The organism is Gottfriedia sp. NPDC056225 (assembly GCF_042267765.1).
GTDB lineage: Bacteria > Bacillota > Bacilli > Bacillales > Bacillaceae_G > Gottfriedia.
Genome location: NZ_JBHJTJ010000002.1, coordinates 38,462 through 54,613, shown reverse-complemented (window position 1 = coordinate 54,613; position 16,152 = coordinate 38,462). Strand labels below are relative to the sequence as shown.

General features: G+C 33.2%; 11 protein-coding genes and 1 pseudogene. 10 read left to right on the top strand and 2 right to left on the bottom strand.

Annotated features, from left to right (window positions below):
* Positions 1-501: 501 nt before the first annotated feature.
* The 3 genes and pseudogenes from ftsZ to ACFCYN_RS02490 form a co-directional block, all read left to right on the top strand.
* Positions 502-1,566 (top strand): annotated as a pseudogene (ftsZ, locus tag ACFCYN_RS02500) (cell division protein FtsZ); the annotation flags it as partial.
* A 640-nt stretch (positions 1,567-2,206) separates the two neighbouring features.
* On the top strand, positions 2,207-2,728 hold the full coding sequence (locus ACFCYN_RS02495; protein ID WP_216854028.1) for a sigma-70 family RNA polymerase sigma factor: 522 nt from the start codon (positions 2,207-2,209) through the stop codon (positions 2,726-2,728).
* Positions 2,721-4,031: a DUF4179 domain-containing protein gene (locus ACFCYN_RS02490; RefSeq protein WP_375947313.1), complete on the top strand. Its 1,311-nt coding sequence runs from the start codon at positions 2,721-2,723 to the stop codon at positions 4,029-4,031. The genes ACFCYN_RS02495 and ACFCYN_RS02490 overlap by 8 nt, the downstream gene beginning before the upstream one ends.
* A gap of 68 nt (positions 4,032-4,099) precedes the next feature.
* On the opposite strand, the gene ACFCYN_RS02485 is transcribed toward ACFCYN_RS02490, so the two are convergent.
* On the bottom strand, positions 4,100-5,038 hold the full coding sequence (locus tag ACFCYN_RS02485) for a patatin-like phospholipase family protein (protein ID WP_172447525.1): 939 nt from the start codon (positions 5,036-5,038) through the stop codon (positions 4,100-4,102).
* A gap of 305 nt (positions 5,039-5,343) precedes the next feature.
* On the opposite strand from ACFCYN_RS02485, the gene ACFCYN_RS02480 reads away from it, so the two are divergent.
* Complete coding sequence (locus tag ACFCYN_RS02480; RefSeq protein WP_098120348.1) at positions 5,344-5,544, top strand: alpha/beta-type small acid-soluble spore protein; 201 nt, start codon at positions 5,344-5,346, stop codon at positions 5,542-5,544.
* A 297-nt stretch (positions 5,545-5,841) separates the two neighbouring features.
* Positions 5,842-6,273: an AbrB/MazE/SpoVT family DNA-binding domain-containing protein gene (locus ACFCYN_RS02475; protein WP_142317286.1), complete on the top strand. Its 432-nt coding sequence runs from the start codon at positions 5,842-5,844 to the stop codon at positions 6,271-6,273.
* A 632-nt stretch (positions 6,274-6,905) separates the two neighbouring features.
* Here ACFCYN_RS02475 and ACFCYN_RS02470 read toward each other — a convergent pair.
* Positions 6,906-7,736: an SDR family oxidoreductase gene (locus ACFCYN_RS02470; RefSeq protein ID WP_375947310.1), complete on the bottom strand. Its 831-nt coding sequence runs from the start codon at positions 7,734-7,736 to the stop codon at positions 6,906-6,908.
* A gap of 101 nt (positions 7,737-7,837) precedes the next feature.
* On the opposite strand from ACFCYN_RS02470, the gene ACFCYN_RS02465 reads away from it, so the two are divergent.
* From ACFCYN_RS02465 to ACFCYN_RS02445, 5 genes are all read left to right on the top strand, one after another.
* Positions 7,838-8,206 carry a MerR family transcriptional regulator gene (locus ACFCYN_RS02465; protein WP_172447527.1) on the top strand — a complete coding sequence of 123 codons (369 nt, stop codon included), beginning with the start codon at positions 7,838-7,840 and terminating at the stop codon, positions 8,204-8,206.
* A gap of 607 nt (positions 8,207-8,813) precedes the next feature.
* Entirely contained in the window at positions 8,814-9,770 is a 957-nt protein-coding gene (locus ACFCYN_RS02460) for a nucleotidyltransferase family protein (protein ID WP_375947308.1), read from the top strand.
* Positions 9,771-9,929: 159 nt separating this feature from the next.
* Positions 9,930-10,673, top strand: a complete 744-nt coding sequence (locus tag ACFCYN_RS02455) for an AlbA family DNA-binding domain-containing protein (RefSeq protein WP_172447529.1) — start codon at positions 9,930-9,932, stop codon at positions 10,671-10,673.
* A 699-nt stretch (positions 10,674-11,372) separates the two neighbouring features.
* Positions 11,373-11,906: a hypothetical protein gene (locus tag ACFCYN_RS02450; RefSeq protein WP_172447530.1), complete on the top strand. Its 534-nt coding sequence runs from the start codon at positions 11,373-11,375 to the stop codon at positions 11,904-11,906.
* A 467-nt stretch (positions 11,907-12,373) separates the two neighbouring features.
* Positions 12,374-16,135, top strand: a complete 3,762-nt coding sequence (locus ACFCYN_RS02445) for a S8 family serine peptidase (RefSeq protein ID WP_375947306.1) — start codon at positions 12,374-12,376, stop codon at positions 16,133-16,135.
* Positions 16,136-16,152: the final 17 nt, after the last annotated feature.

Here is a 16,152-nt window from a genome sequence, read left to right as displayed (position 1 = left end):
TCTCTCTCTCCTTTAGCAACATATTTTGTAAATAAATATAGACGTAATTTCCTATATACCTATATTTTACTAACATGTAGCTTTATTTGAGAGATGAAGTATGTATAATTTGTGAATCATATCACATAATCATTTTTGATTTCTTTGATTAAGCGCTCTATTCATAGAGGATTTCACTTAAAAAGAAAAGAATTATATAATTTGTACGTATCTTTTGATTGATGTTTTATTACGAAGATGAGAGAGATATTACATTAAGATGTTAAAATACATGATTTAGTTAAAGGTATATTAAGGAAAAATTATCAAAAAGATAACAAGTAGTTTTCTAGTATAGTAGGGTTAGGGGAATTAGGACAATTCTATGTCTAGAAGCGAATTGTTTAATTCTAAACTACTAAAGCATAATACAGTACATAAAAAGATAAATCTTAGAATGAAAATAAATGGTTCTTTGAAAAACGTGAAATTATGTGATCGGAATGACGAGGAGGAATGATCATGTTTGAATTTGATGGTATAGAACAGTTTGCAAGGATAAAAGTTATTGGAGTTGGCGGCGGTGGGAACAATGCCGTTAACCGCATGATTGAAGACGGAGTAGAGGGTGTTGAATTTATTGCCTTTAACACAGACGCACAAGCATTAAAGCAATCAAAAGCGGAAATTACGATGCAAATCGGCGCAGCGTTGACGCGTGGTTTAGGAGCGGGTGCAAATCCTGAAATTGGAAGAAGAGCTGTAGAAGAGAGTAAGTCGCAAATAGAGGATGTATTAAAAGGTGCGGACATGGTTTTCGTTACAGCCGGAATGGGCGGCGGAACAGGTACAGGGGCAGCACCTGAAGTTGCGAAAATTGCTCGTAAGCTTGGCGCATTAACAATTGGAGTAGTAACGCGTCCATTCAAATTTGAAGGGAAAAAGCGTGCAACAAATGCTGAAGGTGGAATTAAAGAGCTTAGGGAAGCAGTTGATACATTAATCATTATTCCAAATGATCGATTATTAGAGCTTGTTGATAAAAAAACACCGATGCTAGAAGCATTCCGAGAAGCGGATAATGTACTTCGACAAGGTGTTCAAGGTATTTCTGACTTAATCGCAGTACCAGGATTAATCAATCTTGACTTTGCTGATGTAAAAACAGTTATGTCTCATAAAGGGACAGCCCTTATGGGAATTGGGATTGCAAAAGGTAAGGACCGTGCTACGATCGCTGCTCAGAAGGCATTAAATTCTCCTTTACTAGAAACTTCAATTAATGGAGCTCACGGTGTAATCATGAATATCACTGGTGGACGTAATTTAAGTCTATTTGAAGTACAAGAAGCTGCAGATATCGTTGCTTCTGCGTCCCATGAAGAATTAAATATGATTTTCGGTTCGGTAATCGATGAAAGCTTAAAAGATGAAATTATTGTAACTGTTATTGCTACGGGATTTGCGGATAAAGAAGATAAAATGGTAAGAACGCCTTCTAGACCAATAGAAGAAGCACCTAGCTTATACAATAGAGAGCAAAGATTCCAACAAGAACAAAGATATCGTGTAGATCAACCGCAAGATTATGGAAGATACACAGATCAGCAAGACTACGGTAGATACTCAGAACAACAAGATTATGGACAATACAATGAACAAAAAGACTTTAATCGTAATAATGAGCAACGAGAATATAATCGATTGAACGAACAACAAGACTACGGTCGATATTCTGAACCGCAAGATTTCAACCGTTATTCTGAACGTCAAGACAATAATCGTTATACGGAGCAACAAGACTATAATCGCTATAACGAGCAACAAGAATATGGCCGATACAAAGAGAAGGAAGACTCAACTTCATATATTCCGGCTTTCTTACGCAATCGAAAAAACAGATCTAGATAGATTAATAGATTGAGAAAAAGACATGAGTATAATGCTCATGTCTTTTTTATTTGAATGTTTTTAAGTTGAAGATCTGCATTTAAAATTGGAAAATCTTCAACTCAAACACCCGCAACAAATAAGTTGTGGGTGTTTTCTTTAATTCAGAATGAATTACATACATAGGTAGAAAGTAACGCTCAATAAAAAGGTGAAGTATGTATAATTACAAGATATGTTGATTTTTTTTAAGGAATTTTAATTTTTATAAAAAAATTAAAACTTTTTTAGCTCTCAGGAGTCTAATGTATAGAACAGCGAGATGGAGGGATTGAAATTGCAGGATTATAGTCTAGTGAAAAGGGCTATCAAAGGCGATAAAGAGGCATTTTTATCAATTATGCATGAGCATAAATTGTCATTATATAAAACTGCGCTTGCTTATTTGAAAAATAAAGATGAGGCGATTGAAGCAATTCAAGAAGTAACGTTCCGCGCCTATCAAAATATTAAAACATTGAGAGAACCAAGTTATGTAAAAACATGGCTTATTCGAATTATGATTAATTATTGTCAGGATTATATTAAGAAAAATAAAAGAGTAACTTTCGACGATGAATATATTATGCAGCAAGGAACGAACGAAGATTATCAATCTATTGAGATTGAAGAAGCAATGTCCAGGCTCGATGAAACACAGCGACAGCTATTACATTTAAAATATTTTCACGATGTAAAAATCAAAGATATTGCAATTATGTGGAATCGCCCAGAAGGTACAGTGAAGACCTGGTTAAATAAAGCATTGAGTTCATTACGTGGAATCCTTGAAGAGAAAGGAGAAAATGGCCGTGTTTGAAAAAGAAGAAAATGAACTAAAAGATTGGAAACAGAAATACGAAAACATTGATCTACCAATTGATGAAATTGATGAGGCAATACAAATTGGTTTTCAAAGAGGAAAAGATAGCAATAAAATACATAAACAGAAGCGAATGACTAAGATTTTGTATACTCTTGCTGCTTCGATATTTATATTTGGGATTCTCGCTGGTATTCGTGTATCTCCAACTTTTGCTGATTATATTACGAAAGTTCCAGGTATGGAGAAAATCGTTGAGATGATTCGTGAGAGAGATGATAAAGGATTACTAGCAGCTGTCGAAAATAAATATGCTCAAAAGATTAATGTATCTCAAGAAAAGAACGGTGTTAAAGTTACAATTGATTCAGTTATTGCTGATGAACAACAAATTGTGGTGTTTTATACGATTAACGATAAATCAAAAAAGCAAAATTTTGAAATAAATGTAGCGAACCTTATATCGGCAGATGGAAAAGAATTACCTGTAAACGGTGTATCGTTTGAAGGTCCTAATGAATATAAAGGCTCACATACTAGCACAGTTGAATGCGAATTTAATCAGCCTTATGAGCAAAAAGATTTTAAATTAGTTTTAAAAGTTAAGAGTGAAGAGGAAATAGAACAGTTTTCAATTCCATTTTCAATAAAAAAACTTAAAGAAAATAATCAGGTTTATGAACTAAATAAAACCGTCGCAATTAAAGGGCAAAAAATAAAAATAAAGAAAGTTACAATCTTTCCACTTCGAATAGCACTAAACGTTGAAATGGATCCAACAAATACTAAAGAAATATTAGACTTCCCAGACATTCGACTTGTCGACCAAAATGGTGAAGTGTGGTCTAGAAATGGAATGAGTGAAGGAGGAGCTAGTGATTCAGAAAAAACGTACTATCTTCAAAGTAATTATTTTAAAGATCCAAAAAAAATATATTTGGTCATAAATGGGCTTCAGGCTATTGATAAGGAAGATGAATATCTTGTAGTTGATACTGAGAAACAAAAAATACTGAAACAGCCAAAAGGTAATTATTTAACTGACTTTAAAAAAGAAGGAGAAGTATTAAAGTTCACTTTAATCCCCAAAAAAGAATTTAATAACTTATTGTTTGGTTCAATAATTGATGCAAATGGAAAAGAATTGCAAAGAAGTTCAGAATCTGGAGAATATCATGATGATGGTAGGCAAGTTTATAACATTACTGTTTCTCCAAAAAACTACACAAATCCATTAAAAATTAGGCTAGAATCTTATCCTTCATACATTGAAGGAGAAACTAAGATAAGAGTTAAATGAATTAAATAAGAAAAGAAAAAGCGTAATCCTTTCTATGAATATCTAGAAAGGATTACGTTGTTTAGATATTAAAAACTATTCACTTTATTACAAATGGGCTCAGAAGGATAATTGTGTTTAAACTTTTCAAAATCCCAAGTCGTAAGAAATTTTTTAGCTGACTGGTATCCATTTGTGAAAAGTGCTTCTTTTTCTTTTTTAGTTAAATAAAAATCAGTGCTTGAGATGTCACCTGTAGGGATTTTTATTGTTCGTTCGTTTACTTCTGCTGTTAGATGTCGTAGATCATGTGCTTGTCTCATCGTTATAAAGATAGATTTGTAAAAAGAGATAGGGGTATGGCCTTCTAGCGGTTTACCGATAATTTCATCATCTATTAAACGAAAACCAAATGTTGGCCAATCTTGATGGTCGTCAAAAATCCAAATTGGAAAATTACTTAGTATACCACCATCGACGAGTAAAATTGGGTAATTAAAGTAAGGAGTTTTTAATTTAATTGGTTGAAAGAAAAAGGGGATTGTACCACTCATTCTAACTGCTTGAGCGATTGTAATATCTTTCGTAGTTAAGCCATATTCAGGTAGATCATCAGGTAAAACTACCATTTTGCCATTACTAATATCAGAGATAATGATTTTTAGTTTTCCTTCTTCTAGATCATCGAAAAAGCGAATACCTTTTCTAGATAATAAAGAATCCAACCATTCTTCTTCAAAGTCATTTTTATATAATCCATTTTTAAATAAGACATTTAAAGCTAATCCTATTAAGGGTAAATAGTGTAACCATGTTTTTGTAATAAATTTCTTATAATTTAGACTTTCCATAATTACTTTTAATTCTTTTCCAGTATAACCACTTGCTAGAAGAGCAGCTACAATTGCGCCTGCAGAAGTGCCAGCTAAACGTGCCCATTCATATCCTGTTTCTTCTAAGGCACAAATAGCGCCAACATGTCCAATACCTCGAACTCCTCCGCCTTCAAAGATGCCATCTAATTTCATTTTGTTACACCTGCCTTTCAGAATTTTAAAAATATCTTAATATAATATATGGAAAGTTTTATTTAATGTGATAAATCATAGATTCGATGACAATTAACAATCATTTTATTTTTGGGGAAATAAACTGACAATCTTTGCAATGTAATTTAATATCTTAAGTGTTAGATGGATGCTTAATTTAGGTTGAAACATTCAAAAAGTTATAGAAATAAGTATTTGATGAATATTTTAAATTCAATATGAAATACTAACAGCAATCTGATAGTTTTTATATCAGAAAATATTAATTAAAGGGGCTACATATCATGGCAAACAGATCTTCAAATCAATACGTTTCATCAAATGCTGAATCTGCAATTGAGCAAATGAAATATGAAATTGCAACAGAATTTGGAGTACATTTAGGTCCAGATTCAACGTCTCGTGCAAATGGTTCAGTAGGTGGAGAGATTACAAAACGTTTAGTTCAAATGGCTGAACAAAGTCTCGGTGGCTATTCAAGATAATAGTATTAAATTAAGGAAGAGTTGATTAGGGGTAATTCATTGCTCATTGATTAACTCTTTTTTTATGTGATTTAATGAGTTAATTCTAAAGTTTTTTCCATAATTTGTTAATAACAAAAGAGTTTGACAGAATTATTAAAAAATCAATGAAATATTTTCTATTTTGTATTAATATTAAAAAAAATGAGTCGATATAAGTAGAGAGAAAATTAAAATAATTTGGTATTATTATACTAAACTCAATAATTATATTGAGCATATAAAAATAGAGAGAGAAATAAATGGGGAGTTGCAAGTATGAAATCAACTGGAATTATTAGAAAGCTAGATGATCTAGGTAGAATCGTTCTACCAAAAGAACTGAGAATTACAATGAATTTAGGGAATAACGCTCCATTTGAAATTCATTTTGAAGACGGGATGATTATTCTTACGAAGTATGATGAAACGTCAGGGCTAAGTGGTATCGTCAGAAGACTTGACGACTTAGGAAGAATTGTCCTACCAAAAGAATTAAGAAATATGTTAAACCTAAATAAATATGAACCCTTTGAGGTGTTCGTTGATGAAGATAAAATTATCCTTAAACAATTTGTTGCATCTAATGCTTGTATGGTAACTGGTGTTGTTGATGAAAATAATTTTTCGTTTGATAGCGGCAAGATTATAGTTAGTAAAAATGGTGCAGAAATACTTATTAAAGAATTACAAGAATTCATAGCTAAATAAAAAACGTTAAAAGTGCTCTTTATTCAAATATGAAGAGCACTTTTTTAATTGATTCTGTTTAGGCAGTAATATTCAAACTTAATTGTCGTTAGATTTCCTTTCTTCGTTCTCATCGATTTACTACAAATTTGTTAAAACCTTCTAAAATGCACCAAGATAATAAGACACTACATAAAATGATAATTTCCATTTGTCACATCTCCTTTTGTTCGATTTTTGTTCTGCTTTTCCATCGAGATTGTATGTTCTGTTTTGTTTGGATGTTTTTATTATACACGAACATCTATTCTATTAAAAGTAGTTTTTTTTGAAAATTTATGAATTTTATTTAAAAATATACAGCGTATAGGTCGTTTGTTCGCATCAGTGCTAATTTAGCGAGTAGAAAAGAACTTGAATTATCGATTTTAAAAAGCTATTAAATTCATTAAATGTTGTGAACTCTACTTAAAGTTAAAACTGGCTTACTTCAAAATCTATCAATCCCTCTTATGTCTCACATAAAATAATCTCAAATCCAAAAATAATTCGATGAAACATGGCTGCAACTTAAGATAAAACAAAAAAACCGCTAGAAAGTTTAACAATCTAGCGAGTTCTTATCTATTTTTTAAGACAATCATAGATACTGTTCAATATTTAAAATAGTGACCATTTTCAAGATCATCTAGTAAACTTGGATGAATTGGCTGCCAATCTAAAAGTTCTTGAGTTTGTACGCTTGATCTAGGGATGTCGACAGAAGCGATCGTACCTAGAAATCCAAAGTGCTCAATTGCTTTTTCTGGTGAAATGCTGACAACTGGTAGAATTAGTTTATTACCGATGACTGTTGCTATGTCACGAAATGGCACTGCTTCATCTGCCACTCCATCTAGAAGTGTACCAGCAGGAGCTTTTTCTAATGCAAGGCGGTACAGACGTGCGGCATCAAGTCGGTGAATAGCTGTCCAGTGATTTGATCCCTCATCGATATAGGCAGAAAAACCTTTTTCACGTGCTATATTGATTAAACTAGGAACAAAGCCCTTGTCACCAATACCATGTACGGAAGGAGCAAGTGACACGACTGAAGATCTTACACCTCTATTTCCTAGAGCAATCACTGCATTATCTGATGCCGTTCCGTTGAAGTGAGCAGTGGTCACAAATGGCTTTCCAGTTCCTTCTAATGCTTTTCCGATTGTCTCGATGACGCTTAAATCAGTTTTTAGCGAGTTAGCAAAATCTGAGAAATCATTATTAAACGCTAAATGGATTACACCGTCAGCAGCGACGGCACCACTATAAATGCTTTCAAGATCGTTAAGTTCACCTCCATGCACCTCAGCACCGGCTTCTTTTAGTTTCGCCGCACCATTTTCAGATCGAGTTAGCCCGACAATTTTATGACCTGCACTAATTAGTTCTTGTACAACAGCAGTACCGACGTATCCTGTTGCTCCAGTTACAAATATTTTCATAAGATAATCCTCCTTAAAATGTTGAGTTGTAGTATTGATTGAACAAATGTAGTATAAACTATAGAGTTGACTCTAAGGCAAGACGTTTAGGAGGAAATAAATTGAGGATTAATGAGTTAGCTAATAAAATGGATTTAACAGTCCACACTATTCGCTTTTATGAAAAGGAAGGCTTGTTGGATAGTCGTCACGTACAAAGAGAAAAAAATAACTATCGTAATTATTCAGACGAAGCGATTGAACGCCTGAAACTCATAAAAAAATTTCAAAATGTGGGCTGTTCTTTAATTGAATTAAAAGAAATCTTACAGGATAAGGATGAAAATACTCGTACTAATCAAGAAAGAATTGAATGGATTTCTCAAAAAATAGCTGAGGTCGAACAGATGCGAAATGAATATGATCAAATGCTTGTTACACTAAATATAATGCTTGAATATAGAAAGTCATTGGATAATAAGCCTAAATAGACTTAATATTTCTTGGCTAATTAGTTAAAATTATAAATTAAATATGGTCAATCTGATTAAAAATGAGTTGTATCGCTATTTTCCACAATAAAAAAATCGACCAAATAGTCGATTATGTATCTAAAGTATGTATTAGCTTATAAAGGATTAAAATAATAGAAAAATAATCCTCTTCTAAGTTAATAGTTTTAAAATAGTAACAAGTTAATTCTAAAGTATTATTGAACTTCTACATCATTTTTAAATTTCATTTGTATCCACCTTTCTTATCAAATGTTTTTAAATTAAAGTTATCTTTCCAACTAAGTAACTATGCATTTCCTGATACAAAAATACTGTATACTCTAATGTTTATGGGCCACATCTAAGGAATATTATCTATTAGCCCAACGTCATGGTCAACCGGGTTATTTTGCACCAATAAAATCAATGATTTCATTGTTCATAGACTTTAATCGACAAAATAATACAAAAAACTACATTGTTTTCACGCGTAATTTGGGCGGATTATGGCTTTGGCTTTTTAACAGAGAATTAAATTGAAAAAGTATGTTTCTGTCATAAATATGGTAGGATATGGTTATGCATTGTTAGAAGGAGAAAATGAATGGGCCTAATAGATAATCAAAAACATTTCTTTGAAAAATATAAAATAGATGAACAAGATTTTGAACATTATTGCTTGGATTGGTCTACATATACTGAAATATACAAAGAATACATATCAGAAATACCGAATCTTGAGACTGTGGCTACATTTATTTCAGAAATACTTCGTAAAAATCCTGAAATACATACAGTCAAATCGAGAATTAAATATCCTGACCATTTAATTGAGAAAATTATTCGAAAGACGATAAAAGGTAAGAAATCCGATCCTGCATATGAAATAAATGTTTCGAATTATAAATCTGAAATTACGGATTTGATTGGAATAAGAGCATTACATTTATATAAATATCAAGCAGCGGATATAGATAAAACAATTAGGCAAAATTGGAATTTACATGAAAAAGCGACCATTTATCACCGCTTGGGTGATATGACGAGTGAACAGCATATTGAAGAAGAAAAGTTCCAGTTTCTAGTTCACGATGCTGGATACCGCTCGTGGCATTACGTAATTAAATCTCAAATGACAAAAGTAAACTATTTAGCCGAAATTCAAGTAAGAACAATTTTTGAAGAAGGCTGGAGCGAAATTGATCATCAACTAAGGTATCCATATGACTTGGATAATGAAATATTAAATGAACAGCTATTAATCTTAAATAGGCTTTCGGGTGGAGCAGATGAATTAGTCAATTCAATCCTTCACACTAAGATGACAATTTATCAGCAAAACGAAGAAAAAGAATATCGTGATGAAAGAATTCAAGAATTATTAGATGAAATTTCTAGTTTGTCTGGGGATGGAAAATTAACCGAGGCGGATAAACTCTCATTAGAAGAAAAAGTTAAACAGTTAGAAGTTAAGAAGATTAAAGTAAATTATAGTAATCTGTTCAATAATCGCTCGGTTGAATATCATTTTAAACGAAGAATATTTCCTAGCGACTTTTAAAATAATCGTACCAGAGGCCATGGCTGAATGCTTTGGCTTTTTTTGTATTTTTTACCAAAAAAATTTCTAGCGTTAATAGTTGCCATTTCTTTTTTTCGAACATTAAATGTAATAACAGATCTAGTTTAGATTTAAAAAAATATGAGACTAGGTGGAAATATGGTTAAAAGGCCGATTTATAAGCAGGAATTTTTAAATACGTTTAATTATGCTGATAAGAATTTCGATATTGCTTCGCTTAAAAATCTGATTGAACAATCATTTGGAGAAAATAATGCATTAGACTTTAAAGAAACATTCGTTAGAGAGGATCAAATCGCTAAATTAATTATCGCAATGGCGAACTCTGGTGGAGGGTCAATCATTTTTGGCGTAAATGATGATAATCATCCAGTAGGAATTCTCAAAGAAGAGATAAAGGATCCAACTGATTTTCAAAGAAAATTAAATGGCTATTTACCTTCCATTTTAACTTATCACCTTCAACAAATTGATTACGACGAAAATGAAATGTACGGATACTTTAGTGGCAAAACCTTTTTCATTATTTACATCCCCGAACAAAATCGTTATATTCCTTTTATTGCAAAAAGAGGTTCAGATAAATTATTTACAGATAAAATCTATATTAGAAAAAATACTTCAAATGAAACTGCTACAAGTGATGACTTAGAAATAATTTTTAGAAAAAGGTTAATTGAGCAGTATGAGGACTTATCAAATATGAGTCTAAATGAGCATATGGAACAATTGAAGATTCTTTATCGAATCGCTGCAATTAGTGGAGAAACAAGAAAAAACGAAAAGAATAATAAAGAGGATTTTAGTGATTTTATTTCTAAAATGATTGAAAAAAAGAAGCGAAAGATTGAGATTGTGTTGGAGGTTAGTAATATTGAGTGATGGAGAATAAGAATAGAATACTAAAATTATAGGAATGAAGATGACAGGGAAGTATTAGTTTATCTTCATTCCTTTTTTACTATTCTATGAGCTTATTTTGAAACTATTTTCTACTAGTATTTTCTATGTAGTCATCTTTCCTTAAATACTTTTCTACCAGCTTTATTTCTTTATCCGTATTTAAATAGCGTATATAAGTTGAATCCTTTGTTTTTTTGTAAAAGCAATCAATTTGATCCGGTTTATTTAAATCATAAATTAGATTTATATATTTTCCATTTTTATAGACTACAATAGCAATTTCTGATCTCTTTATTTTTTCTGTATCATTTAATTCCCTTTTATTATGTTGATAAATGTTTTCAAGTTTAATAACATAATCGATCTGGGCATCATATTTCTTTTGATTATTACAAGCTTAGACATCAATAATGAGCTCAGAACTCTGTGAAAAATGAGCCGTGTTTTGTATTCCATTTCTACTTTTCTAAATCTCAACTATGTTTATATTTTATGATAGTCGAATTATTAGAGCATAATTTTTATGTTTGTTATATTTTTGTGAAAGAATTATGTTATAAAGGTACAACCGCGGTTTTAACTATTTTTATTTTTCACATTAAGTTCATAGTTTAATTAACTTCTGGAATATATTTCATTTTATGATTAAGTAAAAGAAGTCGCAAATTTGGAGGTAATGTGGCATTGACTTTATTTTTATTAATAGGTTTAATTTGCGTGGTCATAATTCTATTTAAGAAAGATCAACTATCAGTTATGATTGACGATAATCATAAACTGATCATAAAATTGAAAAATTCTAGTTGGTTTCAAAACTATTGGAAGGCAGGATTTTTCTTATTTGTTATGAATGCAGCATTGTTTTTCATTACACTTCTTATTCTCTTCATTTTAGGGTTTCACATAATTCCTTTTATGCATTTGCTAGTTATGGTTTTGGCTATTGTTGGAAGTTTTCTTTTATGGATGATCGTGAACAAAGTATATCAGGGTACAAATGGAAACCGTTTCAAAATGAGTATTATAGGAAGTAGTTTTTATGCAATATTGTCATTTTTGTTTATGTATTGGTTGGAAACTCTAAAACCTTCATATGAAGGTGAAGATTTGATTATGAGTTCAATAGGTTTATTGATTGGGATAATAGTTTCGGTAGTTGCATTTATTACGTGCTTAATAACTACGGGATTTGCTTTTAAAAGGAAGTTGTAATAGGTAGTCTAATTTCTAAATGCCAGGGAGAACCTTGGCTTTTTAATTTGTAGTAATATTTGCTAACGCTTTTTTTTAGATACTTACTTGTGGATTTGGTATTTTAGAGACTTTCTATTTTTCTTTGAAAATGGTCGTATGTATATCCTTTTTTAGTATTCTTAGTGATTTGTTATAGGTATATTTAACTAAATAAGAATTTGAAAAGTTAATTTCTATCAAATTTTTTTGAGAAAAAAATTGGGTTAATTACATTTGAAAATGATTAAAAATGTTAGAGTGTTTTAATGAAATGTTGATAAATCGGGACGCTAATAACCCAATTGACCAATAATTGAATATTCTTTATATTTTGATAATGTAGAGTGCTTTTTTGAGAGTGGTTTAAATATGAACATTAAAATCGATTTTAATAGATTCATATTAGAAGTCGCTTTTTTTATTTTATCAGAATAGGAGAGTGTAAGATGACAGGAAAGCCTAGGTTAAATAAGTATGTTACTGCGATGATGACAACAGCTCTTATTGCTGTTCCAACTTTTCAAGCGCTAGCTGCTGGGACAAGCAATGTGAGTTTAAATTCAGCAAATAGTAGTTCTGTTGAAACGAATGTTCAAGGGATTAACGCAAAAGCAAGTACGGGGAAACATGTGATTACGCTTATTACTGGTGATGTTGTAACTGTAACTGAGTTTGCGGATGGAAAAAGTGTAATTAGTGTTGAGCCAGCAGATAAAGCTAGTGGTGGTTCGCACATCATGACGGTTAACAAGGATACATATGTAATTCCTCAACAAGTAATGCCTTATTTAGCTTCTGGTGCATTGGATCGAAATTTATTCAATATTACTGAATTAATTGCGGAAGGTTTTGACGATGCTTCTCAAAAGACTTTACCTGTTATTGTACAATACTCAGAGTCAAAAGCTCGTTCTGCAGTGAAGCCAACATTAAAAGCTTCAAAGAAAACTCATGAACTTGAAAGTATTAATGGAGCAGCACTATCTGCTGATAAGAAGGATTCGAAAGAGTTCTGGCAAGATGTTAAGAAAAATATACCGTCTGCTAGCACTACGAAATCTACAAAATCATTAGTTACACCGGGAATTGAAAAAATTTGGTTAGATGGACGTGTTAAGGCTACTCTTGAGCAAAGTGTTCCACAAATTGGCGCACCAACTGCTTGGAATGCTGGATACAATGGAGCAGGTGTAAAAGTAGCAGTTCTTGACACAGGGATCGATGCTCAGCATCCTGATGTAGCAGGTCAAATAAAAGAAACGAAAAGTTTTGTTCCAGATGAAGATGTACGCGACTTTCATGCACACGGAACTCACGTTGCATCGACTGTACTAGGTACAGGTGCGGCATCAGGCGGAAAATATAAAGGTGTAGCTCCAGGAGCAAGCTTACTAGTAGGAAAAGTGTTAAGTAATGATGGCTATGGTCTTGATTCATGGATTATTGATGGAATGGAATGGGCTGCACATAATGCCAAAGTTGTAAGTATGAGTTTAGGTAGTGATCAGTCGAGTGATGGCACTGATCCGATGTCTCAAGCTGTTAATAATTTAAGTGCTGAGACAGGCTCACTGTTTGTTATTGCGGCTGGTAATACAGGTCGTGAAGGAATAGGGGCACCAGGAGCAGCGGATGCGGCACTTACGGTTGGAGCAGTTGATAAGTCTGATAATCTTGCTTATTTCTCATCACAAGGTCCACGTTTTGGAAGTGAAGGGTTAAAGCCTGATTTAACAGCACCGGGTGTAGACATAACTGCTGCACGTTCTCAGTATTCAAGTCAAGGTAGTGGATCTTATCTTACAATGAGTGGTACGTCAATGGCTACGCCACATGTGGCAGGGGCAGCTGCAATTCTTTCACAACGTCATCCTGATTGGTCGGGATCTCAATTGAAAGATGCTTTAATGAGTACAACTAAAAAACTAGATTATATTAAGCCGTTTGAAGGTGGTACTGGCCGACTTGATGTGGCAGCAGCAACTTTAGGTGATTTACGTGCGACAGGCTCTCTTGATTTTGGTTTCTATGCTTGGCCTCATGATAATGATGCATCAAAAGAGAAAACAATTACGTACACAAATGATAGCGATAAGCCAGTAACGTTAGATCTTTCAGCGAAGATTACCGATAGTAACGATGCAGATGCTCCTGCTGGCTTGTTTAAACTTTCAACAAATAAGGTAACTGTTCCAGCAAAAGGTAGTGCAAAAGTGACAGTAACACTTGATCCGAATGCTGGTGCTAGTGGTTCTCGTTACCAAGGTCAAATTTCTGCAAATGTTGATGGTAAAACAGTTGTGCATACACAAACGGCTATGATTAAAGAAGAGGAAAGATATCCACTTACTTTAAAAGCAATTGGTCGCGACGGGAACCCTACGTTAGCGTATATCAATCTACTTGGCCCTGATGGTGTACCAGATTTTATTGCGATTGATGGCACAACAGAATTACGTTTAAAACCAGGAACTTATTCTGCAATGTCGATGATGGATGTTGATACTGAAACAGACCATGCTGGCGTTGCTCTAGTAGGAAATCCAGAAATTAACTTGAATGGTCCTCAAACTGTTACTTTGGATGCACGTAAAGCGAATGAAATTACAGCAAACGTACCAAATAAAACAGAAGCAAGCTTTAGAAAAATGGAATATTACCGTGAAGTAGATGGTAATAGTGTTGGTGATATTTATGTGATGCCAGTTACAGTTGATAAGATGTATGCTGAGCCAACTAAGAAAGTTAAAAATGGAAAATTTGCATTTAACACTCGCTGGAGATTGATTGAACCTTACATGACAATTAATTTCAAAGGCAATGAATTAGACGATATTCCACAAGCTGGAAGTACGTTACTAGATGGAAAATACAACTTAGACGCTGTTTATGTAGGGAAAGGGGCGCAAGCAAACTATAAAGGACTAAATGTTAAAGGGAAAGCAGTTATCGTTGATCGAAGTGATGAAGTAACTGGTTCAGAGCGTTCTGCAGCAGCATATGCAGCAGGTGCAAAATTAGTTATTACAGTAAATGATGGGCCGAAAGAAATTAGTGAATATGTCGGTATTGAAAATGAAGATTACTCACTTTCAGATTCGCCGATTTCAGTTGTAGCAATTAGCCAAACAGAAGGTAAAAAACTGATTGAAGCTGCGAAATCTAAAAAAGCGAAAATAGACGTAAAAGGTACTCCTAATACGAAATACGTTTATGATCTTGTTGATAACCATGACAATGCAATTCCAAATGTTTTAACTTATTCGCCTAAAGCAAATGAACTTGCAAAAATTAATGCGAAATATAAATCAGATCGTCCGACAGCAGGCGGGGAATTCCGTTGGGATATTCCGTCATACAGAACAAATGGTGTTGGTTACCAATTTAAATTAGACTTACCATCAGTTCGAACAGAATGGGTTTCTGCTCAAAAAGGTACTTCTTGGTACCATCAAGCTAGCGTATTAGATGCTGCTTGGGAAGTACGTCAACCACTAGCAACATACAAACCAGGACAAACACTTGATGAAGAGTGGTTCTCACCAGTTGCTCGTCCTCGTTTAGGTGAAGGTTTCTGGAAGCCGTATCGTACAGGAAACAACTTAGTCATCAACATTCCTGCATGGGCTGATTCTGGAGTAGGAACTACAGGTTCAGAAACAAATTATCCAGGTTCACAAACTCTAAAATTTTATCAAGGTTCTAAACTGATTAAGGCAGCGGATGGACAAGCAATTTACGCATTTACTGAATTCCCAACTGCAAATACTCAGTATAAAGTAGTTAGTGATGCTTGGCGGGACCCAGCACGTTTCGATAAATCTGTTAAAACGCATACAGAGTGGACATTCTGGTCTAAGCAACAAGAAGAATATAAAACAGATCTTCCATTAATCTCATTAGATTATAATGTAGATACTGACATGAATGGAGATGCAAAATCAGGCCGTTGGATCGATTTAGACTTGAAAGCAATCCCTGTAGCAGGTGCACCTGGAAACGGTAAAATCAAAGGTGCAACGCTAGAAGTTTCATATGACGAAGGCAAGACTTGGGAAATTGTTGATCTAAATCGTGAAAAAGACGGATGGAAAGCAAGAATCGAAAATCGTAAAAAGGCAACATCTGTATCTTTAAGAGCTAGTGCATGGGATGATGCAGGCAATAGTATAAATCAAGATGTAATTAAGGCATTTGGTTTGAAATAAGTAGAATGTGAGAGGGC

Bases quoted from the DNA above. Each gene is read 5' to 3' on its own strand.
- ACFCYN_RS02445 (WP_375947306.1), top strand. From the start codon at position 12,374: ATGACAGGAAAGCCTAGGTTAAATAAGTATGTTACTGCGATGATGACA.
- ACFCYN_RS02475 (WP_142317286.1), top strand. From the start codon at position 5,842: ATGAAATCAACTGGAATTATTAGAAAGCTAGATGATCTAGGTAGAATC.
- ACFCYN_RS02485 (WP_172447525.1), bottom strand. From the start codon at position 5,038: ATGAAATTAGATGGCATCTTTGAAGGCGGAGGAGTTCGAGGTATTGGA.
- ACFCYN_RS02455 (WP_172447529.1), top strand. From the start codon at position 9,930: ATGGTTAAAAGGCCGATTTATAAGCAGGAATTTTTAAATACGTTTAAT.
- ACFCYN_RS02480 (WP_098120348.1), top strand. From the start codon at position 5,344: ATGGCAAACAGATCTTCAAATCAATACGTTTCATCAAATGCTGAATCT.
- ACFCYN_RS02460 (WP_375947308.1), top strand. From the start codon at position 8,814: ATGGGCCTAATAGATAATCAAAAACATTTCTTTGAAAAATATAAAATA.
- ACFCYN_RS02470 (WP_375947310.1), bottom strand. From the start codon at position 7,736: ATGAAAATATTTGTAACTGGAGCAACAGGATACGTCGGTACTGCTGTT.